General features: G+C 65.1%; 25 protein-coding genes and 1 pseudogene. 16 read left to right on the forward strand and 10 right to left on the reverse strand.

What is annotated here, in order from left to right:
- Positions 1 to 151: 151 nt before the first annotated feature.
- The 4 genes from gnd (at position 152) to RQG82_RS19680 (ending at position 2,481) form a co-directional block, all read left to right on the forward strand.
- Positions 152 to 1,213, forward strand: a complete 1,062-nt coding sequence (gnd, locus tag RQG82_RS19665) for a phosphogluconate dehydrogenase (NAD(+)-dependent, decarboxylating) (protein ID WP_311260473.1) — start codon at positions 152 to 154, stop codon at positions 1,211 to 1,213.
- An 83-nt stretch (positions 1,214 to 1,296) separates the two neighbouring features.
- Positions 1,297 to 1,773, forward strand: a complete 477-nt coding sequence (locus tag RQG82_RS19670) for a GNAT family N-acetyltransferase (RefSeq protein ID WP_311260474.1) — start codon at positions 1,297 to 1,299, stop codon at positions 1,771 to 1,773.
- A gap of 34 nt (positions 1,774 to 1,807) precedes the next feature.
- Complete coding sequence (locus RQG82_RS19675) at positions 1,808 to 1,972, forward strand: hypothetical protein (protein ID WP_311260475.1); 165 nt, start codon at positions 1,808 to 1,810, stop codon at positions 1,970 to 1,972.
- Between the two features lie 2 nt (positions 1,973 to 1,974).
- Entirely contained in the window at positions 1,975 to 2,481 is a 507-nt protein-coding gene (locus RQG82_RS19680; RefSeq protein WP_311260476.1) for a GNAT family N-acetyltransferase, read from the forward strand.
- Between the two features lie 25 nt (positions 2,482 to 2,506).
- Here the strand turns inward: RQG82_RS19680 and RQG82_RS19685 are convergent, their stop codons facing one another.
- A complete protein-coding gene (locus RQG82_RS19685) occupies positions 2,507 to 3,340 on the reverse strand; it encodes a G5 domain-containing protein (RefSeq protein WP_311260477.1) in 834 nt (277 codons plus the stop codon).
- A 464-nt stretch (positions 3,341 to 3,804) separates the two neighbouring features.
- Here RQG82_RS19685 and RQG82_RS19690 point away from each other — a divergent pair, with 464 nt between their 5' ends.
- Positions 3,805 to 4,449: a hypothetical protein gene (locus tag RQG82_RS19690; RefSeq protein ID WP_311260478.1), complete on the forward strand. Its 645-nt coding sequence runs from the start codon at positions 3,805 to 3,807 to the stop codon at positions 4,447 to 4,449.
- Positions 4,450 to 4,470: 21 nt separating this feature from the next.
- Here RQG82_RS19690 and RQG82_RS19695 read toward each other — a convergent pair whose 3' ends face one another.
- The gene (locus RQG82_RS19695) at positions 4,471 to 4,857 is read right to left on the reverse strand and encodes a VOC family protein (RefSeq protein ID WP_311260479.1); all 387 of its coding nucleotides are present in this window, start codon (positions 4,855 to 4,857) and stop codon (positions 4,471 to 4,473) included.
- Positions 4,858 to 5,086: 229 nt separating this feature from the next.
- Here RQG82_RS19695 and RQG82_RS19700 point away from each other — a divergent pair, with 229 nt between their 5' ends.
- Both RQG82_RS19700 and RQG82_RS19705 read left to right on the forward strand, forming a co-directional pair.
- The gene (locus tag RQG82_RS19700) at positions 5,087 to 6,085 is read left to right on the forward strand and encodes a hypothetical protein (RefSeq protein ID WP_311260480.1); all 999 of its coding nucleotides are present in this window, start codon (positions 5,087 to 5,089) and stop codon (positions 6,083 to 6,085) included.
- Positions 6,086 to 6,101: 16 nt separating this feature from the next.
- On the forward strand, positions 6,102 to 6,455 hold the full coding sequence (locus RQG82_RS19705) for a hypothetical protein (RefSeq protein ID WP_311260481.1): 354 nt from the start codon (positions 6,102 to 6,104) through the stop codon (positions 6,453 to 6,455).
- Here the strand turns inward: RQG82_RS19705 and RQG82_RS19710 are convergent.
- Positions 6,380 to 6,679, reverse strand: a complete 300-nt coding sequence (locus RQG82_RS19710) for a WYL domain-containing protein (RefSeq protein WP_396653644.1) — start codon at positions 6,677 to 6,679, stop codon at positions 6,380 to 6,382. The two genes, RQG82_RS19705 and RQG82_RS19710, sit on opposite strands and share 76 nt — an antisense overlap.
- Before the next feature lie 149 nt (positions 6,680 to 6,828).
- Entirely contained in the window at positions 6,829 to 7,659 is an 831-nt protein-coding gene (locus RQG82_RS19715) for an alpha/beta hydrolase (protein ID WP_311260482.1), read from the reverse strand.
- A 75-nt stretch (positions 7,660 to 7,734) separates the two neighbouring features.
- Between RQG82_RS19715 and RQG82_RS19720 the strand changes: the two genes are divergently transcribed.
- The 5 genes from RQG82_RS19720 (at position 7,735) to RQG82_RS19740 (ending at position 13,639) form a co-directional block, all read left to right on the forward strand.
- Positions 7,735 to 10,395, forward strand: a complete 2,661-nt coding sequence (locus RQG82_RS19720; RefSeq protein WP_311260483.1) for a BTAD domain-containing putative transcriptional regulator — start codon at positions 7,735 to 7,737, stop codon at positions 10,393 to 10,395.
- A 59-nt stretch (positions 10,396 to 10,454) separates the two neighbouring features.
- On the forward strand, positions 10,455 to 11,012 hold the full coding sequence (locus RQG82_RS19725; RefSeq protein WP_311260484.1) for a dihydrofolate reductase family protein: 558 nt from the start codon (positions 10,455 to 10,457) through the stop codon (positions 11,010 to 11,012).
- 467 nt (positions 11,013 to 11,479) lie between these two features.
- Positions 11,480 to 12,535, forward strand: coding sequence for a hypothetical protein (locus RQG82_RS19730; RefSeq protein WP_311260485.1), 1,056 nt, complete (start codon positions 11,480 to 11,482; stop codon positions 12,533 to 12,535).
- 49 nt (positions 12,536 to 12,584) lie between these two features.
- Positions 12,585 to 13,154: a TetR/AcrR family transcriptional regulator gene (locus RQG82_RS19735; RefSeq protein WP_311260486.1), complete on the forward strand. Its 570-nt coding sequence runs from the start codon at positions 12,585 to 12,587 to the stop codon at positions 13,152 to 13,154.
- A gap of 74 nt (positions 13,155 to 13,228) precedes the next feature.
- The gene (locus RQG82_RS19740; protein ID WP_311260487.1) at positions 13,229 to 13,639 is read left to right on the forward strand and encodes a DUF1428 family protein; all 411 of its coding nucleotides are present in this window, start codon (positions 13,229 to 13,231) and stop codon (positions 13,637 to 13,639) included.
- A 10-nt stretch (positions 13,640 to 13,649) separates the two neighbouring features.
- Here the strand turns inward: RQG82_RS19740 and RQG82_RS19745 are convergent, their stop codons facing one another.
- Together RQG82_RS19745 and RQG82_RS19750 are read right to left on the reverse strand one after the other, a co-directional pair.
- Complete coding sequence (locus tag RQG82_RS19745; protein WP_311260488.1) at positions 13,650 to 14,030, reverse strand: hypothetical protein; 381 nt, start codon at positions 14,028 to 14,030, stop codon at positions 13,650 to 13,652.
- 32 nt (positions 14,031 to 14,062) lie between these two features.
- Entirely contained in the window at positions 14,063 to 14,308 is a 246-nt protein-coding gene (locus tag RQG82_RS19750) for a hypothetical protein (RefSeq protein ID WP_396653645.1), read from the reverse strand.
- Positions 14,309 to 14,432: 124 nt separating this feature from the next.
- Here RQG82_RS19750 and RQG82_RS19755 point away from each other — a divergent pair, with 124 nt between their 5' ends.
- Entirely contained in the window at positions 14,433 to 14,708 is a 276-nt protein-coding gene (locus RQG82_RS19755; protein ID WP_311260489.1) for a hypothetical protein, read from the forward strand.
- A gap of 184 nt (positions 14,709 to 14,892) precedes the next feature.
- Here the strand turns inward: RQG82_RS19755 and RQG82_RS19760 are convergent, their stop codons facing one another.
- The 4 genes and pseudogenes from RQG82_RS19760 to RQG82_RS19775 all read right to left on the reverse strand — a co-directional run bounded on the left by RQG82_RS19760 (position 14,893) and on the right by RQG82_RS19775 (position 23,765).
- Positions 14,893 to 21,345, reverse strand: a complete 6,453-nt coding sequence (locus tag RQG82_RS19760; RefSeq protein WP_311260490.1) for a DUF3320 domain-containing protein — start codon at positions 21,343 to 21,345, stop codon at positions 14,893 to 14,895.
- Between the two features lie 560 nt (positions 21,346 to 21,905).
- Positions 21,906 to 22,049 (reverse strand): annotated as a pseudogene (locus RQG82_RS19765) (short-chain dehydrogenase); the annotation flags it as partial.
- Positions 22,050 to 22,177: 128 nt separating this feature from the next.
- On the reverse strand, positions 22,178 to 22,648 hold the full coding sequence (locus RQG82_RS19770; RefSeq protein WP_311260491.1) for a hypothetical protein: 471 nt from the start codon (positions 22,646 to 22,648) through the stop codon (positions 22,178 to 22,180).
- A gap of 115 nt (positions 22,649 to 22,763) precedes the next feature.
- Positions 22,764 to 23,765: an SDR family NAD(P)-dependent oxidoreductase gene (locus RQG82_RS19775; RefSeq protein WP_311260492.1), complete on the reverse strand. Its 1,002-nt coding sequence runs from the start codon at positions 23,763 to 23,765 to the stop codon at positions 22,764 to 22,766.
- A gap of 183 nt (positions 23,766 to 23,948) precedes the next feature.
- Here RQG82_RS19775 and RQG82_RS19780 point away from each other — a divergent pair, with 183 nt between their 5' ends.
- The 3 genes from RQG82_RS19780 to RQG82_RS19790 are packed head-to-tail and all read left to right on the forward strand — an operon-like array spanning position 23,949 to position 26,353.
- Complete coding sequence (locus RQG82_RS19780; RefSeq protein WP_311260493.1) at positions 23,949 to 24,596, forward strand: hypothetical protein; 648 nt, start codon at positions 23,949 to 23,951, stop codon at positions 24,594 to 24,596.
- Between the two features lie 27 nt (positions 24,597 to 24,623).
- Positions 24,624 to 25,397, forward strand: a complete 774-nt coding sequence (locus RQG82_RS19785; protein WP_311260494.1) for a hypothetical protein — start codon at positions 24,624 to 24,626, stop codon at positions 25,395 to 25,397.
- Positions 25,398 to 25,426: 29 nt separating this feature from the next.
- Positions 25,427 to 26,353 (forward strand): restriction endonuclease, encoded by a 927-nt coding sequence (locus RQG82_RS19790; protein ID WP_311260495.1) that lies wholly within the window; start codon positions 25,427 to 25,429, stop codon positions 26,351 to 26,353.
- The last annotated feature ends 101 nt before the right edge of the window (positions 26,354 to 26,454 follow it).

The following is a 26,454-nucleotide window of genomic DNA, read 5'->3' on the forward strand; positions in this document are numbered from 1 at the left end:
CGGGGTCACTTGTGCATCGGAAACCGGCGGTGCGGATGCGTTTCTGACCCCGCACGCGAGGGCTCGCCACCGCCACACCATTGAGCCCTCCCCGCACCCGTGCCAGGATTGCCCCGACTCGGCCCACCGGGGGCGGGACGAAAGGATTCTCATGCAGCTGGCGATGATCGGACTCGGCCGAATGGGTGCCAACATCGTGCGCCGCCTCATGCGGGCGGGGCACGAGTGCGTGGTCTATGACGTGAATGCCGATGCGGTGCAGGCGCTGGTCGCCGAGGGAGCCACGGGCGCTGACAGCATGGCCGACCTGGCGTCGAAGCTCGAGGCGCCGCGGGCCGTGTGGATGATGGTGCCCGCATCACTCACGGGAATGGTGGCCGATCAGGTCGCGGAGGTGCTCGACGAGGGCGACATCCTGATCGACGGCGGCAACTCGAACTACCGCGACGACGTGCGGCGGGCCAAGGCCTTCCGCGAGCGCGGCATCCACTACGTCGATGTGGGCACGAGCGGTGGAGTGTTCGGACTCGACCGCGGATACTGCCTGATGGTCGGCGGACCGGACGAGGCCGTGCAGCGCATCGAGCCGGTGCTGCGCACGATCGCTCCGGGGGTCGGCGAGATCGAGCGCACCCCTGGTCGCACCGGAGACCTCACTCCCGAGGAACAGGGCTATCTGCACTGCGGTCCGTCGGGTGCGGGGCACTTCGTGAAGATGGTGCACAACGGCATCGAGTACGGCATCATGGCGTCGATCGCCGAGGGCCTCAACCTGCTGCACAACGCGGATGCCGGAGTTCGCGAGGCCGAGCACTCGGCCGAGATCGCCCCACTGGAAGAGCCGGAGTTCTACCAGTTCCCCATCGACACGTCGAAGGTCGCGGAGCTGTGGCGGCGCGGATCGGTGATCTCGTCGTGGCTGCTCGACCTGACCGCCGCCGCACTCTCTGAGAACCCGCAGCTCGACGGTCTCGCCGGTCGGGTCTCCGACTCAGGTGAGGGCCGCTGGACGGTCAAGGCCGCGGTCGACGTGGGCGTGCCCGTGCCGGTGCTCGCAGCGTCGCTGTTCGAGCGCTTCGCCTCGCGCGATGAAGACAAGTTCGCGAACCAGGTGCTGTCGGCAATGCGCCTGCAGTTCGGCGGACACCAGGAGCTGCCCGCCGGCGACGTGCTCGAGGCCGGTTCACGAAAGGCCGACTCCGACAGCGCCTGACCCGCCTCCCTCCTCGTTCGTTGAGCGAGGCCCGCGGAGCGGCCCGAGACGAAACCGCACCACGACACAGGAACGGCATCCGCATGACCTCAACCTCCCGCATCCGCCGGGCCGATCCCTCGGATGCCGAGCGCATCGCCGAGCTGCTCGATGCGTTCAACACCGAGTTCGACACCGAGACGCCCGGGGTCGCGGTGCTCGCGGAGCGATTGCGGATGTTGCTCGCCGGACCGTCGACGTTCGCCGTGCTCGGCGGCGAACCCGCGACCGGCGTCGCGCTCGTGACCCTGCGTCCGAACGTGTGGTCTGACGGGCCGGTCGCGCTGCTCGACGAGATGTACGTCGAGCCCGAGCAGCGCGGCACCGGCCTCGGGAGCGCGATCCTGCAGCACATGGTCGAGATCTGCAAGGAGCTCGGCGTCGCGGCGATCGAGATCAACGTCGACGAGTCGGATGCCGGGGCGATGCGCTTCTACGAACGCCACGGGTTCAGTGGCGTCGACCCCGATTCCGGCGAGCGGGCGTTCTACTTCTACAGGTCGCTGGATGCGGACGGCTAGCTGCCCCGCGCACCCCGATGGCTATCCTGACGCCATGGACCCTTTTCTCACCGTCATCCTCCTCTACGTCGGCGGTCTGCTCATCGGCCTGCTGATCCTGTGGCTCGTGATCTACACGGCTGTTCGATCGGCGCTGACGTCGCACCGCCAGGCGTTGGCTGAAGAGTCTCGACCGGCGCGGCCCTACGTCGGGCGGTGAGCGTGCCCACGCTCGTCACGCTCTCGGGCGCCGAAGCCGCCGGGCTCGACCCTGAGATCCTCGAAGTCTGGGCTGCAGTCTTCGGTGAGGTCGCGGATGCCGACGAGTGGCGAGCATCCGTCTGGAACCGGCATCGATCGCGGGCGGGCTTCCGCCTGGTCGCAGCGCGTGACGACGAGCGGATGCTCGGCTTCGCATGGGGATACACCGGCGAGCGCGGGCAGTACTGGTCTGATTTCATCTCACGCGAGGTCGGCTCGAGCGTCGACGACTGGATCGGCGGTCACTTCGAGTTCGTCGAGCTCGCGGTGATACCTGATGCGCGGGGCCGCGGAATCGGGCGTCGATTGCACGATGCGCTCGTCGCCGACTTGCCGCATGAGCGAGCGCTGCTGTCGACGTCGGCCCGCTCGGATGATCCGGCCGTTGGTCTCTACTCGTCAAACGGATGGGTCGCCCTCGCGACGTATGGAGAGGACCGGCAGGTCATGGGGCGGGTCCTCGCCTAGGCCGGGCGCGCATCGACTCGAGAGACTAGTCGCAGGCGATCCCGTCTCCGTCGCGGGCGAGGTCGTAGATGTCCGAGCCGACGATCTGCACGGGACCCTGCACATATCCGGGTCCGTCTCCGCTGCCACCGGCGCAGTCGACGTCACTGGAGATCGGCACGCATGCGCCGGTGTAGTTCGAGTCGCAGCCACCACCGCCCTGCTGCACGAGCGGCACGGGAGCTGGCACGGCAACCGGCGCGGGAGCCTTGCTTCCGATCGCTGTCACCTCGGCCACCGGCGGCACGGAGACCGCCTCGCTGACGATCTCGCGAGACACTTCCACACCGTCGACAAGGGTCACGCGGTATGTGATCACCTTCATCCCGTCCACGCCGGCGGCGACGAGCGTCGTCGCTCCTTGATCGAGCTGAGGATCGTCGACGGAGGTCGCCGCGAACGGCACGGGAACCTCTTCGGTCGCCGTCTCGAAGGTGGTCGGAGTGGGGGTCGGGCTGGGCTTCGGAGTCGATGTCGCCACCGCGGCGAAGTTCTGAGGCTCGGATGCCGTCGGGGTGCCTCCGCTGTTCGCACTCGCGATGCCACCACCGGTGATCAGCAGCGCGGCCATGCCCAGAGCGACCACACCCGACATCCGCGACCGGAGTCCCAGTGCCGGGAGAGGGCGCGCGACCATCACATAGAGAGCGACGCCGACCACGGCCGTGGCGACCAAGAGGATCGCGATCGGCGACAACCGGGCGAGCACCCCGCCGACCACGAGTGCGGCGACGACGATTCCGGCGGTGCGCCAGCCCGTCTTTCGCTTCGGCGGAACGGATGATGAGGGCGTGGCAGGGGGTGCCGTCTGCGTCGTCACGGCGGCAGCGGGCGACGGTGACGTGGCATCCGTCCAGCGATGGCCGTCCCACTAGCGGAGCTGATTCGGATTCTCCGGATCTGGATGCCAGGAGGCAGGCGGAAGTGACATGAGAGTTCCCCTCGACAGTGAGGCGACGAATCGCCAGCGCCCCCAGAGCGCTTTGACCTGTATATCGGTTGCTGGACCCGGCCGACAAGTAACGATTCAGACCGGAATGGCGCCTCGGTCGGCGAGAGCGTCGGCGGTGGAGCGGGACCGCGTCACACTCCCCGGTCGTACGTCGATGTAAGATACTGCACTGTCCTCATATGTGTGCTTTGCTACGTCATGCGGTCGCGAAGGCGGGCAACGGCGCCGATTGACATGTCTCCCGACCGTTCGAGCGGACCTCGAGCGCTCGCACTCTCCCGGGGTCCGCTCGACAACGTCTTGCGATGTGAGTTCCGACGAAGGGGACGGATATGGATCAGATCGACCGGGTGCGGCACGCGCGGCTGCGATTGCTGGCACGCACGGGGATCGCGGCCTCCCTCGCGATGGTCGCCCTCGCCGGGTGCACGGGGACGGTGACGAGCATCGAGACTTCAGGTGCGTCACCGGAGGCTCGTGACACCCTTGACTTCTCCGGGCCTTTCGCATCGGACTATGCCGAAGCGTGGGTGGAATCGGAGTCGGATTTCGTGCGCCTCGTGATCGAAGACGAGAAGATCTCCGAACAAGAGTGGGCCGCGGTCGAACGACGAATGGCCGCCTGCTTCTCGAGTAAGGGCGCGACGTTCGAGGGGTACACGCGGGATGGCGGCTACGAGGCGCAGAGAAACTCTCTGTCGGTCGATCGTCTCAGCGAAGTCATGGGCGAGTGCGAGCGATTCACGGGCGAGGCCTGGCTCGGCTTCCTCTGGTTCTGGCCACAGAAGAATCCGCACAACCTGCCCATCGAAGAGATCGTTTCTGAGTGCCTGATCCGCAACGGCATCGTCGCTCCTGACTACACGCCCGAGGACTTCCTCCGTGACAATCCGACCCTGTCCTTTCCCTACCTGCGTTCTGGTGAGGGGGAGCGGGGTGCGCTCGAATGCAACGCAGACCCGAGGGTCAATCTGTAGGCGCGGTTCCAGAGGCCCGGCTCAGTCTTCCCGAGCCCTCTCCCACCCCGCCCAGTCCGGCCGGTCCACGACACAGAACCGGTTGCCCTCGGGGTCTTCCATGATCACGTAGTCGGCATCGTCGGGCCGGTTGTCCCAGTGCACCTCCCGGGCGCCGAGTTCGGCCAGGCGGCGCACCTCGGCATCCTGATCCTCGGCGTAGATGTCGAGGTGGATGCGGGGCGGCAGCACTCGCTCGGACTGGTGCGCATCGAGGGCGATGCAGGGGGCGTCCGCGTCGCGCGGTTTCAGCACGACCCAATCGTCGGATGCCGGGTCGCGCTCGACATAGTCGAGGGCCGCCTGCCAGAAGCGAGACTGCGCGGGCAGGTCGTTCACGCGGATCACGATCGACACGATCTTCAACATGGCGGCCAGATTAGAGTGACCGGCACGTGCTGAACAGGGGCTTGCTCGCCTCCCGCGATCACCTTTCCGACGGACGTTCGCTCCGCCCGAAGTCGCTCACCAACCACTCCTCGATCGACGCGAACGGGAACTCCCTAGGCGCGTGCACGCCGGGAAGGATGCTGGTCGACTGCATCCGATCCAGCCGGTGCCTGGCGAAGCTTTGGAGAACATACCAATATGCAGTCATATGTGTGCTTTTCTTACTCGAAAAACACATATTCGACTGATTGGAACAGCAATGAAGAGGCAAGCATGCGTCACACCGACCGAGGTCCCCAGCAGGCTGCGCGTGTGGGGCGTAGTGGCCGCGGTGGTGGCGCTGACGGCGACCATAGTGTCGCCCGCTCACGCATCGGAAACGACGGACGACGCTGACGCGATAGCTTCGCTGATTCAGGACGCTGCTCCGGCGACGGAGCTATCCGAACCAGGGCATCTCGTCGAAGGTGAACTGACTACCGACGCCGGGGACGTCCAGTCCACCGTGCCGATGTCCGCCGAGGAAGAGATCACCGTGACGTCGGCGATCGGCAGCGGGGAGCGAACGGCGACCATCGATCTGCCCGACGAGATCGACGTCAAGGACGGAGTGGTGGCAGATGATGGGACGGTGGTCTTTGCCGCCACCGACGACTCTGGCGATGCTGTGGCAGTTCAGACGCTCGACGATGGTTCAACTCGGATTCAGACCGTCATCAGCAGCGGATCGAGTGCGCATGAGTTCGGTTACCGTATGGCCGGCTACCAGCCTTACCAGAGCGACACCGGCGAGGTGATGTTCGTGAGCGAGGACGGTCACTACGTACCGGTCGCGGCACCCTGGGCGACGGATGCCGACGGAAACCCGGTGGAGACCCGGTACGAGATTCGCGGGGACGAGCTCTTCCAGATCGTGGTTGCAGATGGCTTCACCGCCTACCCGGTCGTCGCCGATCCGAGCTGGCAGTGGTACGGGCCGATCTGGGGGTTGAAGCTCACTCGAGCTGAGACCTCTCGGGTGCGGGATTACGCGGCTGCCCTCGGAATGTGTGCCGTCCTTGCGAAGCGAGCGAGTGTCGCATGCTCTGCGTTCGCGTCATACATCATCCTTCAGGCGAACCTCGCTCAGGGGGACACACCGGCGAGGACCTGCCTGTTCTTCACAGCTGCCCCGGTCCCCGGCGTGATCTTCAGACTCTCATGCTGATGGCTGGAGGGCACACATGACCGTCGGAGCCACCGAAGAGATCATCGTCTACGTGCTCGCCTTCGCTCAAGCCGTGAGCGTCGGCCTGATATCCGCATCTGCCTCCAGCAGCAGACATCGATCCGCTCTTTACGTCGCCGGACTTCTGATGATCGGCGTGACGGTCGTGGCCGGATTCGTTCTCGGTGCCAGAGCCCCATGGATCGGACCGATCTTCGCGATCGTCGCAGCGGTGACCGGCACTCTTGCTGCGGCCCGGTCGCTCGGCGACGATCCAGCGATGCGTGGCGAGTCTTACGGGCAGCGGATCGTCTTCGTACTGTCTCGTCGCTCGAATTCGCGCGATGACGACGACGAGAACGCATCCTGAAGCGGCCGGCTGGAGTCCGGTGCAACTGGCTCGAGCGCATTGCTCACCTCGCTCCGCCCGAAGTCGCTCACCAACCACTCCTCGATCGACGCGAACGGGAACTCCCTAGGCACGTGCACGCCGGGAAGGATGCTGGTCGACTGCATCCGATCCAGTCGGAAGAGCCGCCAGTCGTCGCGGTCGATGTCGAAACCGACGACGTACCACTGCCGTTCTCGCAGCACGTGCCGATGCGGCTCGATTACCCGCGCCGACGTCTTGCCGAACTCGGCGTCGCGGTACTACTTCTACCGCGCGCTGTCGGCTGAGGGCTGAGGCGGCCCGCGCCGCGCGCAGCGCCCGAACAGCTCGCCACCCTGCGCCCCCGGCCGACTCACCGCGCGTCGAGCTCGCTCCAGAACGCGACGATCCCATCCGCGAGCGCATCGGGCTGCTCGACGGCCACCAGGGTTCGGGCCCCCGGGATCACGAGTGACCGGGCGTCGGGAATCTCCGCTGCCGCCGCGTGCATCTGCTCGGGTGTCCACTCGCCGCGGTCGTCACCGGTGATCAGAAGGGTGGGTGCAGCGATCCGCGGCAGGCGGTGAGTGGCGTCAGCGCGATTGATGATGAACGAAGTGACCGTCTTCGCGATGCTCTCGCGGGGCACTCTCGTCAGAGCGCGGTCGATGACATCGGTCATCGGGCGGAGCTTGGCGTGCGCCGGTATGAGCTGGGCGTCGTGGATCACGTGCCGGAGGTGCGCGATCGGGCCGAATCGAGCGAGGATCTGGTTCGCGATGATCAGCTTGATGCGGAAGACGGGGTCGATCGGCTCGACGGGCGAGCTCACCGCGACCAGGGAGCGGATCAGGTCAGGGGAGAGCGCAGCCAGCGTCATGCCCACGTGACCGCCCCACGCGCCGCCCACCCAGTCGACGCCGCCCCCAGGCGCCAGTTGATCGATGATCTGCGCGCCGACCTCGGCACACTCCTCAATGGACGAGAGGCGTGTCAGCGGCGCACTGTCGCCAAAGCCGGGGCCGTCGATGACGACGAGTGTGCGGTGCGGAGCCAGCCGTTCGATGGTGCCTCCCCAGGAGTCACCGTCGACGAACATGCCATGCCACAGGAGTGCGACGGGCCCTGCGCCGAGGATGGTCGCGGAGATATCGCCGAGTGATGTGCGGAAACTGGTCTTGATCGGGTTTTCGGTGTGCGTCATTTCTCCAGCCTGAGGCTCGGCATCCGGCGTTTCCGTGGGTCTCGATCGGATGCAACGTTCGTGCAATGATCAGCTGTGGCCACCGCGCGCGTGCAGCTTCTCGACAGGGTCGACGCCGACGTCGACGGAGTTGTCGTCGAGCTGCGCGGCAGGCTTCCGCGGGCGCTGCTGGCCAGGCTCGCGCTCGAGCGAGGGGCCCCGGTGGCCGTCGCCGACCTGGTCGTGGACCTCTGGGTCGATCCGCCCACGCAGGCGAAGACCACCCTGCGCGCCTACATGTCGCGTCTTCGGGCGACCGCCCTGGGGCCGTGGCTCCACGGAGGTCGCTCGGGGTATCGCCTGGTCGACGACTCGGCGCTGCACGTGGACCTGTGGGAGCTGGAGGATGCGGTGAGATCGCCGCTCTCCTCCGATCTCGGTCATGCGCGGTCGCTGCTGAGTCGATGGCGGGGCGCGCCGCTCGAGGGAATCGGAGAGCCGCCTTTCGTCGGTGCGGCTCGAGACCGAATGCGCCGGGGAGCCAATGCAGTGCGATTCGAGGGCGCCCGACTCGACCTCGATGCGGGGCGTCATGCGGACGCACTGATCGCTTTGCTCGAGTTGCGGGGAGAGCATCCTGACGACGACGATCTGCTGGCGCTCGTGCGGGTCGCGGAGGCACGCGCCGACATGAGGGAGCGCGCTGTCGTGCGAGTGCGCGGAGGAGAGGTTCTCAGCTCAGCGCGAGTGCCTCGCCGAGACCCCGATCGCGGACCGGACAGGCGGGGTCGCGTGTTCGGCGTGCCGGCACCGATCGCGAAGATGGTGGGTCGACGAGACGAGCGCGCGGCTCTGACTGCGGCGCTCGACGTGGCGCGACTGGTGACGCTCACGGGTGCGGCCGGTGTGGGCAAGACGCGGCTCGTCGTCGATTGGCTGGGCGGCGGCGCTGCCTCTCGCGAAGAGCACGTCTGGTTCGTCGGTCTGGGTGAAGCCGTGGCGACCGCGGAGGCGACCGCCGAGGTGATCGCGTCCGCTATCGGTGCCCCGCACGCATCGGTCGAGGCGGTCGCCGAGCATCTGGCGGATCGCAGCGGCATCCTGGTCATCGACGGAGTGGATGCCGCGAGCGACGCCGTCGCGTCGATCGCCAGCACGGTGCTCGCCCGCGCGAGGGGCATTGCGATCCTGTCGACGTCACGACGCCAGCTCGGCGTGCCCGGCGAGAGCGTGATGCGCCTCGATCCGCTGCCGGTGTCCGAGGCGTGTGAGCTCTTCGAGGCGAGGCTGGTGCCGGAGGCTCGAGCGGTCGACAGCACAGCGGTCACTCGACTTGTCGACGTGCTGGGGCGGTTGCCGTTGGCGATCGAGTTCGCGGCGGCGCGGGCGGCGTCGATGCCGCTGGAAGAGGTCGCGAGCTCGCTGCTCCGAGACATCGGGCGGTCTGCGCAGGTGGGGGAGCTGCCGTTGGCGGGTGCGCTGCGTTCGTCGCTCGACCTTCTGTCGGCAGATCAGCGAGACACACTGCGCAGCCTCGCCGGGTTCAGGGCTCCGTTCACTCGCGAGGCCGTCGCAGCGGTGTGCGGAGGACGCTCGCGGGATGTCGATCTCGACCGTCTCGTTGCCTACTCGCTCGTGTCCGCCGAGGAGCGGGCGGGTGAACCCGTGTTCCACGTGGCAGAGCTGATCCGTCGTGCTGCCCTGGGCGACGCCGCGCCAGACGAAGCATGGCGTCGGCGCCACCGCGAGTGGTTCGGCGCCAGAGCAGCCCTCGCATCGGTCGCTCTCACGGCTCACGGATCGTCCGCTGAGGTGCTGCGTCTAAGCACCGAGTGGCCCGACATCACTGCCGCATTCGACTCCGCCGTCTCTGATGGCGACAAAGAGACGGCTGCGACGATCTCCGGAGGACTCCTGTGGTTCGGGGTGCGCGCAGGGCGTCAGCAGGAGCTGATCGCGATGACCCGTCAGGCGTGCGCCCTGCCCGGTGCGGTCGACGTCGCCCTTGAGGCCGGACTCTTCTCGACCAGAGGCTTTCTCGCCTACCAGCTCGGGTGGATGGACGAGGCAGAGGAGTGGATCTCGGCTGCACGCGCGCGCGCGGAGCGTTCGGATGATCACGCACTCAGGGGGCTCGCTCGGGCGTTCTCGGCATATCTGCTCACCCTCAGTCCGACACCGTCGCGCCACCCGGCACATGAGGTGGAGGCGGCGCTCGCGGCCATCGATGAGATGCCGGATGCTGCCGCGGCCATGGTCCTGCTGATCACGGGTCAGGTGCAGCGAGCATCCGGGCGCTCGCAGGCGGCGATCGACCTTCTCGAACGTGCGGGTGCTCTCGCATCGCGATGTGGGCACGAGTGGGTGGCGCTGATGGCTCCGGTCATCGCCGCGAAAGTGCATCTCGATCTTCGGCACGGAGCACCCGCGGTGGCGACGTTGCTGCCCGTGATCCGTCGAGCGGCCGCACATGACGATCCGGTGTCGCTTCTGATCGCCGTCTCGGTCGCCGCAGGTGCTGCCGCAGCGCTCGGTGCCGATGCAACGGGCGCGCAGATCATCGGCGCCGTCGACGCCATCGGACGACGCTACGGCTTCGATCCCCGCGCCAACGAACCGGCCGACTTCGAGCTGTATCGGCGGAGGGTGCGTGAAGGTCTCACCGAGGCCGAGTGGCAGACGGAGTATGTGTCGGGGCTGCGGCGGGAACCCGGCGAGCTCGTCGAGCTGGTGCTCGGTCTTGCGGCGCTTCGGTGAGCGGCGAGATACCCTGATCCCGTTTACAGGCACCGCCCGCATCGAAGGAGATCGGCGAGATGAGACCACTGCGCTACTCGATCAACGTCACGCTCGACGGCTGTGTGCATCACGAGGCGGGCGTCGCTCCCGACGAGGAGCTGATGCAGTACTGGACCGCCGAGATGGAGCGGGCGGATGCCGTGATCTACGGCCGAACCACCTACGAGATGATGGAGGGCGCCTGGCGTCGCCCGGCATCCGGGCAGTGGCCAGACTGGATGGAGGAGTGGGAGATCCCGTTCGCCGAGGCCATCGACCGCGTGCCGAAGCACGTCGTGTCGAGCACGCTGAAAGCGGTCGACTGGAACGCCGAGGTCGTCCGGGGCGACCTGGCCCTGGCGGTTCAGCAGCTCAAGCAGCAACCGGGTGAGGGGCTGTCCGTCGGTGGGGTCACTCTTCCTCTCGCGCTCGCCGAGTTGGGTCTGATCGACGAATACACCTTCGTCGTGCATCCGATCCTCGCCGGGCACGGCCCGAGGCTGCTCGACGGGCTGAGCGAGCGCAGGCGTCTCGAGTTCGTTGATCGGAGGGAGTTCGGGTCGGGGGCGGTCGCCCAGACCTACCGCCCCGCCTGATCGGCGCTCGCACCGCGAGCTGCTCGTGAGCGCGAGAGCCTCTCCGCGTGTTGAAAAGCTTGCGGGCGTCGTCATGGTTGCTCCATTTTGGTCCGGCTCCGCTTTCGGCTTGGACGCCCGAGCGGTTCAACCTTCCCTCGGAGGCGGTGCCGGGCTCGTCGTGGTGGGCCACTTCCACGACGAGCCCAGGCACTCATTTGGTGACGTGGCTCAGCAGCGTCACCAAGGGGGCCAGTACTGCGGCGATCGCGAACAGCCATGCACGGGCGGTGCGACCGCGGTCCTTCGGGTTCATCGGCTTGCTCATCGTTCATCTCCCTTCGGTTCGATGTCGTGGGACTTCCACACCTCGAATCTCCAGGAAAATTGGGTGTCTGTCTGTACGATTCGGGAGAATAGACATGTTGTCCAAGTGTCTAAAGCGTCTACGCCCGGACACAGACGGTCGATCGAACGGGGATGCTCACGTGAAGACCAACTACGAGCCGCTACCCGGCGAGCTCCCAGAGATCCGCATTGCGAACGCAGTTCGAGCGCTCGCGAACCGCGCTGATCCGAACTCGCTTCGGAGCATCGAACGAGGTCAGGAACTTTCGGCCAGGGTCTGTCTCCAGACAGTGTCCAATGTGATGTCGGGCAAGTCGTCGGCGCGGTCCTTGCACAACGTCTCGACTATCACCGACTCGATCCTGAGCGCAATAGTCGATCTTGAGGATCCCGAGCGGGGCCGCCTCAAGGAGGAGGTCCTTGCGATCCACGCGGGGGCAATGGCTCCGCGGCCTCCCGCCGCAGAACCACCGACTCGAGACGACAAGATGGCCCAGCATTTCTTGAACGTCGCATTCGACTGGGCCTCGGCTTTACCAAGAGGTCCGCGTGACGCGGAAGAAGTGATCGCCACCATCGCCATGCGTGGTGCGGACGGTCGCAGATTCCGCCCTGAGGTCTACCATCACGGGACAGACCACGAGATTCAATGGGAGGTTCTCGAAGGGTCATTGGCGCGTAAGCACGGTCAAGCGGGATGGACCGATTATCGAGACGATGGCCCAACGTGGCACGGTCTGTGGGGGCCTGTGGGCGACGACGACGCCAAACCGACCTGGTTCCTCGCGGTCTACCTCGATGCGCTCGGTGCAGCCTCGGTCTACATTCGAGCGACGACTCCGGACAGCACGGATCTCATCGCGCACGCAGCGCTCGCCGCAGCGTTCGACGTCGTGAACGTCCTCGGCTGGGATGGCGACGCCGAGATACTCGCACAGTCGGTGGGGCCATCACGAGAGGCCAAGAAGAACCGGGATTACACAAGGAGAAGCGGAGGCTGGCGCACCTGGACCGCAGCGAGCTTCGTCGTCCCTCCTCGAAGCGTGTATCCACTGGGCAACCGCTTCGCCATGCAGCTTGTCTACGGCCTCACGCGAGATGATCCCGAGTACGAACTCAAGGCGAAGGAGTTCAGCAACCGGGTGGGCGAGTTCATGACTCGGCCTCAAGAGAGCAAGAAGGCTCGAAGACGGTGACTCCGACGATCGCAGGCGCCATGCTCCACAGCCTCGATACGCTGGACTGATGCCTCGTCCCCGAAGTGAAGCCGCGCGCCAGTCAGTGCTCGAGGCGATGCGCGCCGCCGTCGTGGCCGGCACCTACGAAGCGGTGACGATCGAGGGGCTCGCCGAGACAGCGGGAGTCGCCAAACAGACGATCTACCGCTGGTGGCCGTCGAAGGCAGCGATCCTCGGCGAGGCGCTGCTCGAGGGAGACCTGCCAGGAGCCGACCCCGCGGTCGAGATGCGCGACGACATCCGGGCTGACCTGCACGCATGGTTCTCGGCGATGTCCGCCGGGCTCGCGAAGCCCGAGGGCGTCGCACTCGCCCGGGCTCTGATCGCGGTCACGGCTACCGACCACGAACTCGGACTGGCGCTCAACGAGCGTCTCGCAGCGCCGATCCGCTCGTGGGTCGCCGAACGCATCGCGCGCGGACAGGTGGCAGGTGAGATCCGCGCGGACGTGGATGCTGACGCGATCGCCGAACAGTTCATCGCCATGGCGTCGTACGCGGCGTTGATTGGTCAGCCCTTGAGCGCGGAGCGCGTCGAGGAGACGGTGACGCGGCTGCTGCGAGGTATCGCGCGATAGGCACGTCTGGGCGGGTGAGACCGACGGTGGATACCCTTGCGACGGACACTCACCGCTGAGGACTGGAGCAGAGAATGGTCATCGCTGACATCACGGTCGTTCCGGTGCCGACGGAACGCAAGGCCGCGTATCTGGACTTCTCGACGCGGATGGCCGAGGTGTACCGCGATCACGGTGCGATCAGCGTCGTCGACTACTGGCAGTCGAGTGAGTCAGCCGACCCGGGTGACTTCCACGCAGACGAGGCGTCGTACGAGCCGGGCGAGCTCAAGAGCATCGCCGACCTCGCGGGCGCGAGCGCAGGGGAATCCGTCGTGGTCACGGTGACGACCTGGCCGTCGCGCGAGGCTCGTGACCGCGGAACCGCTGCCGTCACGAGCGATCCTCGCGTTCTCGAGACGCTCGATGAAGACCCGGTGTTCGACGGAGGCCGCGTGATCGGCGACAGCTTCGAGATCGCGATGAGCGTTCAGCAGGAAGAGTGACGGGCTCCGATTAGGGGGTGCAGTAGGCGAGCATCGCGTCGGTCGCTGCGCGCATCTCCGTCGTCGCGGCATCAAGGCCCGTGATGTCGCCCGCGATGGCCTTCTCGCCCTCCGCGGCGAAGGCGTCGATGCTCGTCGTCCACGAGTCGCGGAGCGTGACGAACTCCTCGGGTCCGTCGACACCGCGGATGTTCTCGGCGACGCTTCTGACCTCATCGAGAGCAGCCTGTGCGGCCTCGGGGGTCGGTGAGCTGACGCTGCCGATCACACCGGTCACCTGCGCGGCCTGAGCGGCGACCTGTCCACAGGCGGCGATGGTCGACGCCTGCGAGCATCCGGAGAGCAGGAGGATGCCGACGGCGAGCGTCGCGAGCGCGGGGAGCTTCTTCATGCGAGCCACTGTAGGCGGGGGAGATGTGAGGTCTACGCCTGGCTGTAGGCAGGGCCGACGAACGTCACGGGCTTTCCGGCTGCGCGCGCATAGTCGATCTCCCGCGTCGTGGATTCGCCGAAGTGCTCGCCGCGGTTCACCACCACGACACGATCGGCCACGTCGATCTTGCGCAGGTGCAGCTCGCCGAGCGCGGCCTTCTGCTCGCCGGTGATCGGGATGTCGATCTCGCCGGGCATGAGGACGATGACGCCGGCGAGCGTCAAGCTTCGGCTCACCGCTCGCATCTCCTCGGCGAACCGCATGGAGCCGCAGATGCAGACAATCTCAGGACGCTCGGGCACGGTGTCAGTCTCTCATCCGCTTAGGCATGCCGACTTTGCTGCGGTCTAGGCTCGGCTCATGAGCGAGCCCAACGCCGAGCCCTCCTTGATTCAGCAGCGCATGGCGCTGCAACGCCGCAGGAACTTCGCGCTCTACACGATCGTGTTCTCCGCGGTCATGGTTGCAGGATGGGTAGTCACCATCGCGATCGATTCGAGCGCGCCATACCGATGGATCAGTCTCGCCGTCTTCGGCGCCGGAGTGGGCGTCGGGATCTCCCAGCTGCGCAAGGCCCGTCGAGCGATCGGCGAGTTCGAAGGCCGGCACGGTCGCCGTGCCGGCCTCCAAGACTGACCCGCCTACTGCACCGACCATTCGCCGTCAGGTGGCGAGGGCCGACGCCTGCGATTATCCGGAGCGCCGCGGGGTTCCGATGACGAGTACAGCGAGCGTGGGGAGCCTCTTTACGGGCGCTCAGGTAGTCGGTGGACATGTGTCACCAGTGGCCTGGCTATCCCGTTCGGGAGCTAACACTTGATCAGCTCCCAGCCATGATCAAGCCTTCGGAGCGTCGCTCGAGCCGGCCGGTGCTTAGCCCAGTGTCCAGGGCCTCGCTCAGGCGATCGCCGATGCCGGATGTCACGCGTTTTCCACCGAAGAGGCCGAGCGACTCACGCTTGATCTCCTCGTCGGTCATCCCGCCGCTCAGGGCGGCAACGACCGCCATGGCATTCGCGATCTCAGCCAGAGGGACATGCTCGAGGGGTCGAGCCGAACCCTCGACGGGACGACGGACATCCCGCCACGTGCGTGGATCGACATCTCGAGGCCACAGGACCGCCCGGTCGTTCGAGCGAACGAACTCTGACGGGACGCAACGGAGTATCGCCTCCGCCCGAGAAGCATGGACCTTGCTCAGACCAAAGGCGCCGGCCACGAGCTTCACTAACCGCATTCGGTGAATAGGGCCCTCATGCGTGATTACCTCGTGCACAAGATCACGTACTCGCTGAGCCGCGGCCGGCGATGGCAGAGCATCAAGAACGGCGATGCCACCGGCGGTTCGCGACGACCACTCCGAGAAGTCACGGATTCGCGGATGCTGCAGATCGGCGACCACAGGGGCCGGTGCCGATTGCGCAAGGAGGCCGGGCTCGGACACTGCCGCGCGCGATCCTGGCTCGTCCGGAGCGCTCGTCTCGGAGGCGACCGATGCCACGGCTGCGAGACCTTCGACGTCGGGAGAAGGTGTCTTTGCCACTGCTTCTTCTGCGGCGCGATGCGCGGCAGAAGTGGCCTCCCTCACGGCGGAATCGATGCGGTCGAGCGTCCTCTCCCTTTGCTGCAGCCACTCGGGAAGCCACACACGCTCCACGCCCGGCCAGTTCATGAGGCCCTTCAGGACGTCCGTGGGAAGCGCATCGCGGTCGGTCACAGTGCGCCGCTCGCGCCACGTCGGGCCGTCGAGCAGAATGGCGAGTGCCGGTTGTTCAGGATCATCTGTTGCCGCGACTGCGATGTCGACGCGGAAATCAGAAAGACCGATGTCCGTCTGCAGCACGTGTCCTCGGTCGCGAAGCGCGGTGGCAATCTCTTCTCGATGGCGATCGACGAATCCGGACCGGTCTACCTCGTCTGCATTCTCATCGATGCCGTCAGCAGCAAGTTGTAGATATGAGCGCAGATGCTTGATTCCCACGGATGACGTTTGCTCAGCTCGCAGGTCTGAAGGGTCGAAACTGGCGAAAAGAATCACTTCTCGACGCGCTCTGGTGATCGCAACGTTGAGACGGCGCTCTCCGCCCGCACGTGAGAGCGGCCCGAAGTTGAGCGGCAGGTCGCCACGCTCGTTCGAGCTGAAGGCAACGGAGAAGAGGATCGTGTCGCGCTCGTCTCCCTGTACGTTTTCCAGGTTCTTGACGAACAGCCCATCGCGCTGGTCGAGAGCGGCGGCGATCCGGTCGTCCGATTCGTCCCGCAAGAGCGATTCGATCAGCGAGCGTTGTTGCGCATTGAACGTCACGACTCCGAGCGACGGAGGCGTGTCGGACGCGGCGAAGCGCCGTGCGATGTCTCCGACGATGGCACGGGCCTCGACGATGTTGGTGCGAAGATCTCGTCCTCGTCCGCTTCTGTTGAAGTGACCGTCGACCCTGACGAGCGAAACTCCGTGATCGGATACCGAGGGTCGAGAAGAGGATCTCGTCGGCCAGGGTGCAGGGAAAGACGCGAGTCGGCCGTCGTAGTACTTGTGATTGCTGAACGCGATCAGCGCCTCGTCCTGACTCCGGTAGTGCCAGGACAACCAGCGTCTGGGCACCTGCGCTTGGACACACTCGCTCAGGATGGATTCCTCATCGGCGATCGCGGTGCTGTCCGTGGTCACGACCTCATCGGAGTCGGTGACCACATCGGCGAAGCTGGTCGGTGGCATCTGTTTGCTGTCGCCCACCACCACCACCGAGTTCGATCGCCCCATCGCGCCGATCGCATCAGGAACTCTGATCTGCGACGCCTCATCGAAGACGACGATGTCGAACAGGTCGCCGGTTGCCGGGAAGAAGCGTGAGACGGATTCGGGACTCGCCAGCACGCATGGGGTGATCTGCGTGATCAGATCTGCATAGCCGTCCATCAGTCCGCGCACTGAGAGCCCTCCGCGCTGGCGCCCGATCTGGCGTTTGAGTTCGCCGAGGCGCCCGCCGCTGTACGCTGCGTCGATCTTCCTCCGGCCGAGTATTTCGGCGGGGATCCAGCGTGGAAGCTCGGCTCGGATCGCGGCTGTGCTTGAGGTGAATCTTTCGACGGATCGGCTGTGAGCCTGAGGGTCGAACATCTCGAGGCCCTGCGCGTGCTCGCGCTCCACCAACGATGAGGCCGCCACGCCTTTGTCGAAGGCGATCGACGCATCGTCTGCCAGAACGCGTCCCGAGATGAGTGCTGCGTGTGCGTCTGAGAGCCCATAGCTTCGCAGAGGCTCGAGCGCCCGAGCGAACGCCACCCATCTCTGCAGGGACGTGGGAGTAGAGGTGTCGAGTGCCCGCGAACCGCGAGTTGCTCCCCACGCATCGACCACGGCGCGCGGTGAGGCCCAACTCTTCAACACCCCGGCTCCGACCTTCGGCGAAGCCATCACTTCGAGTGAACGCCAAGCTGTCCCGAGCTTTGCGAGCGCACCGGAGAGCGCCGGATCCGCAGGCGAGGTGCGATAGGTCTCTCGCAGAATCGTCGCGTCCAGATCATGAGGTCGCAACTCGAGAGCCCCGCTAAGCCAGACGAGCCAATCGAGCTGCGACGCGGCGCGAGCCGCGTCGGTCGCATCGAACGGGTTCCAACCCGCACTGACCACGGAGACGGGGAGCGAGAGGAGTCCGTTGCGCAGAGCAGCCGCCGACGCCGCTGTCGCTTCCACCTGTCCGGTCAACTGCGCGATGGACTTCGGAGACACGCTCTTCAGAGGCACCAACAGGCTGTCGCCGAACATCTCGAGCGCCGATCGTTGACGCTTGCGTCGGCCGAAGAACCCAGAGGCATCGGCAGCCTGAGCTGCTATGTGAACGGCACCGGGCGCCGGGTTCGCGCTCAGCGCGTCGAGGCTCACGGTGTTCGTCCACTGCGGTGATGCGGCCGTGAGCGTTCGAAGGTGCTGCTGAAGAGCGCTGAGTTCACCGGACCGGACTCGGGGGAGCAGCTGATCGAGGGACTCAAGAGAGAAGCGTGGAGCTCCCGCGAGCTGTGACCAGCGTTCGATGAACTCAGGCGAGGTACTGTGCGAGAGTGCCGGCGATTCGCCGGTCGTGACGAAGACGTCTCCGATCGCCTGGTCGAAGTCCATCGCTGCTCGATGCAGGGCCCCGATGTCCGAAGGGTCGTGAGACGTGACGTCGACGAAGCCCCACCCGTTGAGCTCCGCTGGTCGGACAAGGTCGGCAGTGTCCGGCAGGCGTCTCAGCGTCGTGCGGACGAAGTCGATCTGCGTGGTGGAACTCGTCGAGACGAAAGCGGTCGGGATGTCGAGCGTAGGAGCATCGGGTTCGAACGCCAGGAGGCGATCCCTCGATGTATAGAACGACATGCCCGCGGTGTTGCTCTCGTGGAGGCGGTCAGCGTACCGGCGCAGAGTGCTCCGGCTCGATACCGCGTTCTCGTTCTGTGCGCTGAGAGCGGCGCCGTCCGGGCGGGCGGACGTTTCGAGTGCCTCTTTCAACTGCGCACGGACTGCGTTCGGGCGAGCGCCCTTGTCATGGAGATCGAGCGAGAACGGCCCCAGTCCGACGGCATCGAGACGCTGCTTCACGACGTCCAGCGCCGCGCGCTTCTCAGCGACGAAAAGCACTCTCTTGCCGTTGACGATCGCGTGAGCGAGAAGGTTAGTGATGGTCTGTGACTTCCCTGTGCCGGGAGGGCCTTCGAGTACGAACGTCCGGTCAGCGACCGCCTCCGAGACCGCGTCGAGCTGCGAGGAGTCCGCCGGGACGGGCAGGGACGTTCCGAGAGCATCCAGATCCACTGAGGTCGGCGACGGCGATGGGTCCTCGAACGCTGCGGTCGGCGTATGCACGAGATGCTTGACGAGCGGGTTGGACGTGAACGTCTCCCAGCTCTCGTCGAGGTCCTTCCACAGCCGATACTTGCCGAACTGAAGGATCGACAAGTCTGCGGAGTCCTCAACGGTGAACGGCAAGCGCGCTTCCGCCAAACCCTGCCGCGCCGCCGCGAAAGCAGCTGCGAGATTGATGCCGGCTTCATCCTTCGCCGGGTTCTCGAGACCGGGGATGCGGATGCCGTGCGTCACTCGCAGCTTCTCGAGCAGGCAGTAGTTCGGTGTGGATTCACCCGTTTCGTCCACGCGAATACGGAACACAGAGCCTCGGCCCGCGGGCTCGAGAGTCACCGGCACGAGGATGAGCGGCGACCTGAGGTCGCGATCGTTGAAACGCCAGCGCAGCATTCCGAACGCGACGTAGAGATTGTTCGCGCCTGTTTCCTCGGCGATGGTGCGCGCCTTGTATGCCAGAGCGCGGAGTCGCGAGGTATAGGCGCCCTCCGTGATGTCGACATAGGCGGACTTTCGGGACATGAGCATGTCCGAGCGCGCAGCTTCAGGCAGGTCGCGTCCGAACTGAACGCCGCGGGTTTTGTCGACATCGGGGATGCGATCGCTGGGAAGGAGCGTGATCGCCGACCCGCTGTTGATCAGGTCCTCGAATGCGGCTAGCGCTGGCTGCGGCACGGCGATGGAGTGACCCGCTGACGGCGTGTAGTTGATGAGGCGATTGCGCAGGCTCAGGTCGAGCAGGGAGTTCTTCCACGAGCTCACGCGCGCAGGCAGCCTGCGCGCGTCATCACCGGCGAGATCCGTGGCGGAGGGGTTGTACTGCAATGGATCCGGAGCTGCGGCCGCGCGGTACTCGTGCACCGTGACTTCGCCGTTAGTACCGAGCGAGCGACTCGGCAGGGGATAGATAGCTGCTTGTCGAGCCTGTAAGACATCGGTCACGCCGATGACCCGAGTGGGATCCACGTTGCCGTCGGTGAATGGCTGCCGTCGGGCGACCCCGAACGGCGCGGATTCCGCCCCTCCGGTCATCTTCGTCGTTTCCACGAGCCCGATCTTGCCGAGTCCGACGAGGTTGATCGCCTCGCTGGCCTCTGCCTGCGCAGGTGCGTCCAGGCTCGACCATTCCCTCCAGTATCCGAGGAAGATGTGACCTTCAAGAAGCCACAGGGTCGAGTTGATCCCGACTTCTTCCAAGGCCGCGGCCAGGGTCAACGTCGTATCCATGCAGGTGCCCAGGCGCCCCTCGAGCACCTCGGTCGGAGTGCGCACTTTCTGGCCCGTGAGTCCCCAGCTCGCTGGCGGCTCCGCGTAACGGATGTCTCGCGCGCGTGCGGCGTCGTAGATCGCTTCGACCATCGAGTCGATTCGATCGGGATCGCCTTGCTGATACCCGTCGAGGGCTGAGGAACCCGTCCGGTTGCCTAGAAGGGTCGATGCCTCGACAAGAAGAGCGCTGATCGCCGACGACTGAGGCTGGATGAATGCGGCGAGCAACTCGAGACTCAGCGGCATCGGCTTGGCGATCCACTGATTCGCCGCCAGTAGTTGAACGTCCGAGCGTTGGCTCGCGATCTCGTCCCCGTTCGCGTCCCTCAACGTCGCTGTAACCGTGCCGGGCATGGGTGACTCGATCGCGAGCATGCGACCTGGATCCAGCCGCAGATCGACGTTGCGAAGAATTGTGTCATGCTCTCCGTCGAGGTCGACGATTAGAACCCGGGGGTCTCCCAGCGCTCCCAACTGACAGTCGACCTCGACCTCCACGGACGCGCCTCGCAGCTCGGGGCCACGGTAGGCGACCGTGAGTTGCGGCACGACAGAGATGCCGGTTCGCGCGACAGCGAAGCTCAACGGACTGAGCACAGAAGCGGCGAGCGAGGCAGCGGATCCCGATTCGTCGATGAGCGTCGGAGACTCGAAGGCTTCCGGGGTCGCGGGAGAGGCGGTCGGCTCGTTTGGTTCCTGGTGCGTGGATTCGGTCGACGTGTTCAGCGCTGTCAGTACCTCCGACTTCAGGAGTCCGATCGCGTCGGCGTCTTCGTCGGCAGCAATCGCTCGCAAGAGGATCTCGGTCGAATCAAGAGCCCGGAAAGTCTGGGCGACTGTGAACTCTTCACTGTGCGCCCACTTGTTACGGACGTCTCGCAGTTCGCTCGCACAATTGCTCGCCTGCCTGTCGATGAGGTCAGTGAAGGGAAAACCGAGAGTGCCGAGGCGCTCCGTCAGGACGCGAAGTTGCAGTGAAAGATCACGGGGGTTGTAGCGGTCCACTCGCCGGCCGGCCTGCCGGTCCTTCGCCGCGAGGATCTGTGTCCAATCCGAAACCTCCGGAGCGACCTCGGAGAGACGTCGAGTCACGAACGGCCCCAGCGCTCGGGCGCCAGCGGTCAACGCCTGCTCGATGTACGCAGCCGGACTGAAGTCGCTCATTGACCCTCTATTCATCCCCCGACGCCCTTGGGTGGACCGTCATCCCTCACTGAGCATATGAGCTGTGGCGGACAAGCAGTCGTTTCGGATGCGCATCGCACATCGTGGCCCCTTCGTGCGGCTACGACAATCAACGCGAACATACGCGGCTCAGACGACCCTGGGGCTACTGCGGCTTATGACTATGAGGAACTGTTCTGGCTACATTGCAGATGCCGCGGTTATGTCACGCCCCGGGGAGTCGAAGGGCCAGCCTGCGTTTCATCCAACGGTCCCAGGCCTTTCGTTGTTGGGTCGCGGGATCAGGGTCCGTCCCACGCAAAGAGTGCTCATCGACGAATCGGTGCAGCGTATCGCTGGCTTCGACGTAGGTGGAAGCCTTCAACATCGTGAGCAGTCCACCAGACGCCAGCGCCTTCACTGCAGTGTGATGTCTCCGCCGAAGCACGGCGTACTCATCTGGGCGTGGTGGCTTGGGCTGGTCAGGGTGCGCATCGCTCGTGTGCCAACAAAGGCGGCCCCTGCCGTTCGGGTAGGCAGGGGCGTGGTCATCCGGGTGCTTACTGCACCGACCAGCTTTCATCGGATGCCAGCACGGCACCGTTGATGTTCACGGCGTCGTCCGACAGCAGGAATGTGATCGAGGCGGCGAGGTGCTCGGCGGTCGCGACCGTCGGGACCGACTGCTGGAAGGGGGCCAGCCGGCCGAAAGTGAGATCAGAAGCTCCACTCACAGGAGCCATGGCGGGCGGTGGAGAGGGGTGTGTCCTCCGACGCAGTTCGCAGATGATGGTGAGGGGTCGAAGTCTGACCGTCGTCTTCTAGTCGGCGGTCAAAGTGTCCCGACGCCCGGTTCGAGCGCGATCACGCCCCTTCGCCTTTGGGCCAGCTCCTGAACCGACGATGTCAGGGCTCGACGGAGGTCGCCCACAAGAACCACGTAGGCATCCGGTGTCGCAGCGCTGAGGGTCAGATACTGGTTGCAGGCACGTGTCATGTCTGACAGCGGGCGTTGAAGTCGATCCACTTGCCGCACACGGTCGCGAGTCCTTCGGATCTCGTCGCGGATGCTCGCGATGCTGGAGTTCACGCGAACGTAGTCATCTGAGCCGGCCGCTCCGACAACCACTCTTTCGTTTGCTGGCCGCAAGGCGCGTCGTCTATGGAGTTCGTTGATCAGTGATCGGATCGCTCGCTTCTCGTCGAGGTGGATCTTGAGTCCATACGTCACGACGGCGGTTGCGACGGTCAATAGCGCTCCGACGAGTGCCACAACTAAATCAGGCCAGAAGCTGTCCCACATGTCTAAACAGTGGCAGAGGACGCACCCGATGTCAGCCATGGTTCGATGCAGGTAGTTCGCAAGGCGAAGAACGCCCCTGCCGTTCGGGTAGGCAGGGGCGTGGTCATCGGGGTGCTTACTGCACCGACCACCCGCCATCGGATGCCAGCACGGCACCGTTGATGTTCACCGCGTCGTCCGACAGCAGGAACGTGATCGACGCGGCGAGGTGCTCGGCGGTCGCAACCGTCGGGATCGACTGCTGGAACGGAGCAAGGCGGCCGGAGCCGTACTCCGACATGTTCGGGGGCATCGGGATGCCGGTGGCGACGCCGCCCGGAGCGACGGAGTTCACGCGGATGCCCTTCGGCCCGTACATGAACGCCGCGGACTTCGTGACGCCGATGATGCCGTGCTTGCTGGCCGTGTAGGCGTTGCCCGACGCGTTGCCGCGCAGACCCGCTTCGCTGGAGACGTTGAGGATCGAGCCGCAGCCGGCCTTCTCCATGATCGGCAGCACCGCGCGCATGAGCTTGAACGGGGCGGTGAGGTTGATGGCGATGACACGGTCCCAGACGGCATCCGTCGTCTCGCCTGCGGGGGAGAAGTCGTCGTTGATGCCGGCGACGTTCGCGAGGGCGTCGATGCGGTCGCCCGCAGCGGCGATGACGGCGTCGATCGCGTCCTGCTTGGTGAGGTCGCCGGCGACGGTGGTGATGTCGGCATCCGGCAGCTCGGCCTTCAGGGCGTCGAGTTTGTCGGCGGCGATGTCGGAGGCGATGACGCGTCCGCCTTCGAGGGCGATGCGCGATGCGGTGGCCTTGCCGATTCCGGATGCTGCGCCCGTGACGATCACGGTCTTGCCGGCGAAACGTCCGTTGGTGGGCTTCTCGGTCCAGCCTTCGGACTCATCGGCCTCGGGGATCTCGCCGCCGTTCGCTGCGCGCACGAGGTCGTCGACGACCGACTGTGGCAGCTGGCCCTGGCTCATCGCGACGAGCTGCTGCAGCGGTAGGCCGAGCACGGGGGTGAGGAGCTCGGGGTCGGCGCCCGTCTGCTCGAAGAGTGCGCGGATGAGTGGCCCGCCAGTCGGGTCGTTCAGCCAGTCGCCGATGGTGGAGTGTGCGGTGAGGGCCATGGGGGTGCTCCTTGAGGGCTGGGTTTCGCAACGGTGCGTCTACTTATGGAACAGTCTACGCTGCGAGCCGCTGTCCTTGCGGGCATCTTCTCGGACGGAGAGGGCAACGCCTCGGGCCTAGGGCGGCAACCATTAGGATCGACTCAATTCGAAGTCGTTCCGAGGGGCCAGGGAGGGGATCGCGTGCCGCTTCCGCTAGCCCCGATCGCCGTCGGTCTCATAGCCGCCTCGGTCGCGATCGTGCGGCCGAAGCTCGTCCAGGCGCGGAACCGCAAGAGGCTCGCAATTCTCGGAGGTCAGCACGTCGGAAAGACCACGCTCCTTTCGTTCTTGGCCCGAGCGGGGACGGGCGAGCCGAGCGGTACCGCTGATCGCGGCAAGTTCGCAGGCATCTTCACCCTCACGGTCGACAGCAAGACAGTCGAGTTTCGAGTGCGAAAGGACCTTCGCGGAGACGTGAGGACCAAGCTCGCGCGGTCGAGGCAAGCGTTCATGAGTGCTACCCATGTTTGGTACCTGTTCCGGTCTGATCTGATTCGGGAGGGCGACGCGCAGCACATACTCGATGTGAAGAGGGATCTTGACACTCTCAAGGAGTGGGCAGACGAAGCCAGTTCGAAGGCTCCGAAGATCCTGTTGGTTGGAACGTTCGCGGACCAGAGCCCCTTTTTTGAGGCGGATGCCGACGCCTTCTTGGAGACCATAAGATCAGCCGACCCGATCAAGCTCGGACGCAAGAAGTTCGCGGACCCAGCCAAGGTTGTTGTGGGCAGTTTGACCCCCTCTTTCTTCAAGCAACTCGTCGACAACCTCGAGCGCTCGCTCGATTAGCAAAACCTCACTCGTATTGGAGATGAAATGACTGCAGGTGGCACCGGCGTGCGGCCGCGCTCTGTCCTGGTGGCCTCGGATCAGCTCTATCGGCGGATGGCACAGGACAAGGACAGCGTTGCCCTCCTTGAGGACGTTGAGGCGATGGTCGTTCCGTTCTCCGACGAGCCGCAAGCGAACGCTGGCCTAATCCGGTCAGTTCGCGAGATCGTGGCGCGCGAGGGGAAGCTTGTAAGCGGAGCCTTGCTCATCAAGAACCCGTATGACGCGGACGGCTACGAGTTCGCCGAGCATGCGGTGGAGACGTTCGCCAGCGAGAAGTACCATCACCTCGCGAATGTTGCGCGAATACTAGGGGCAAGTGAAGTCCAGTTCGTCGATGCGAAGATCGAGAAGGCTGATAACTCTGTCCAAGTTGGCGGAAAGATGAAGCTGCCGACAGGCGCGGGAGACGTTGGCGCGGGGCGCGACGTATCCAAGAAGCTGGAGCAGCGACTAGCCGGGCACATGGAGTTTCCGGGCGCTGATTCCGAGCCAGATCTTGCCGCGGCGTATGTTGCGAAGCACAATCTGTCCAATGATCACCAGCTCACAGCGCTGGTCGAGATGCGCACGGGCTTGAACCCGCTGAGCCGCTACAAGATGACCCTAAGTGGAACGCGCGAGGCGGAGGCCAACCTTCGAAGCGCATTGAGGCTCGCCACCGCGGGTCTCGTGAAGGCTGCGGATATCGGTGCGGATTTCTCGCGGACGGTGAAGTCGATCAGCAGTGTCGAGATCACTACAGAGATCACGTTCTGATCGAAGATCTCAGGGAGGAATCAGCGAGCATGACTGAGCAAATGCCGAACTGGGAAGGCTTCATGATCCCAACGCTTCGGGTTCTCAGCGATGGGATCGTTCGCCATTGGCGCGAGTTTCAGCCGCTGGTCGCTGAGCAAGCCGGTCTCACCGAGGAGCAGCGCAAAGAGATGCTTCCTTCGGGGAATCAACTCAAGTTCGAGAATCGCATCGGATGGGCGGTTTCATTTCTCACCAACGTTGGCGCACTGTCGCGACCCACACGCGGGCACTACACGATTACAGATGCCGGCTGGCAACTGCTCGAGCTTTTCCCGAGCAAGGTGCTCGTACGCGACGTTCGCGTGCTTGGCGACGACCCTAGTTCCCCTATCCGCGTTTATCAGAAGACGGTTCGATCTCGAGCTGAGCCGATCGCGATCGACGCAGACGGCACTGAGTCAATGACACCCATCGAGCAAGTGCAGGGCGGCATCGCTCGCATTCATGAGGAGGTCGCCGACGAGTTGCTCGAGCGCTTGCAGGGAAAGGAACCGGGCTTCTTCGAGCAGGCGGTCGTTCAGCTCCTACTCGCGATGGGTTATGGCGGCACTTCGGGGAAAGGCAGCGTCACCCAACTCAGCAATGACGGCGGAATCGACGGGGTCATCGATCAAGACATCCTCGGTCTCAGCCGGGTGTACATCCAAGCGAAGCGGTACAGCGAGAACAACGTGGTGGGGCGGCCTGACCTGCAAGCGTTCGTCGGTGCGCTGAGCGGCAAGGCTGACCGTGGGGTCTTCATCACGACGAGCCGATTCACCGACGGCGCACGTGTCTACGCCGAGGCGGTACCCACTCGAGTCATTTTGATCGACGGCAAGCGGCTGACAAGCCTCATGATTCGGTATGGCGTGGGTGTTCAAGTGCAGGAGACGTACAAGGTCGTGGAGATCGATGAGGACTTCTTCGCATAGACCAGCATCAAACGAGAGGCATCCAGCGGGGTGTGCCGAGACAGTCCGATACGCTGCGATAGGGGCAGTTCATCCGATGTCGGTCGTCTGCGATATTCTGA

The organism is Microbacterium sp. WCS2018Hpa-9, from assembly GCF_031843745.1.
Lineage (GTDB): Bacteria > Actinomycetota > Actinomycetes > Actinomycetales > Microbacteriaceae > Microbacterium.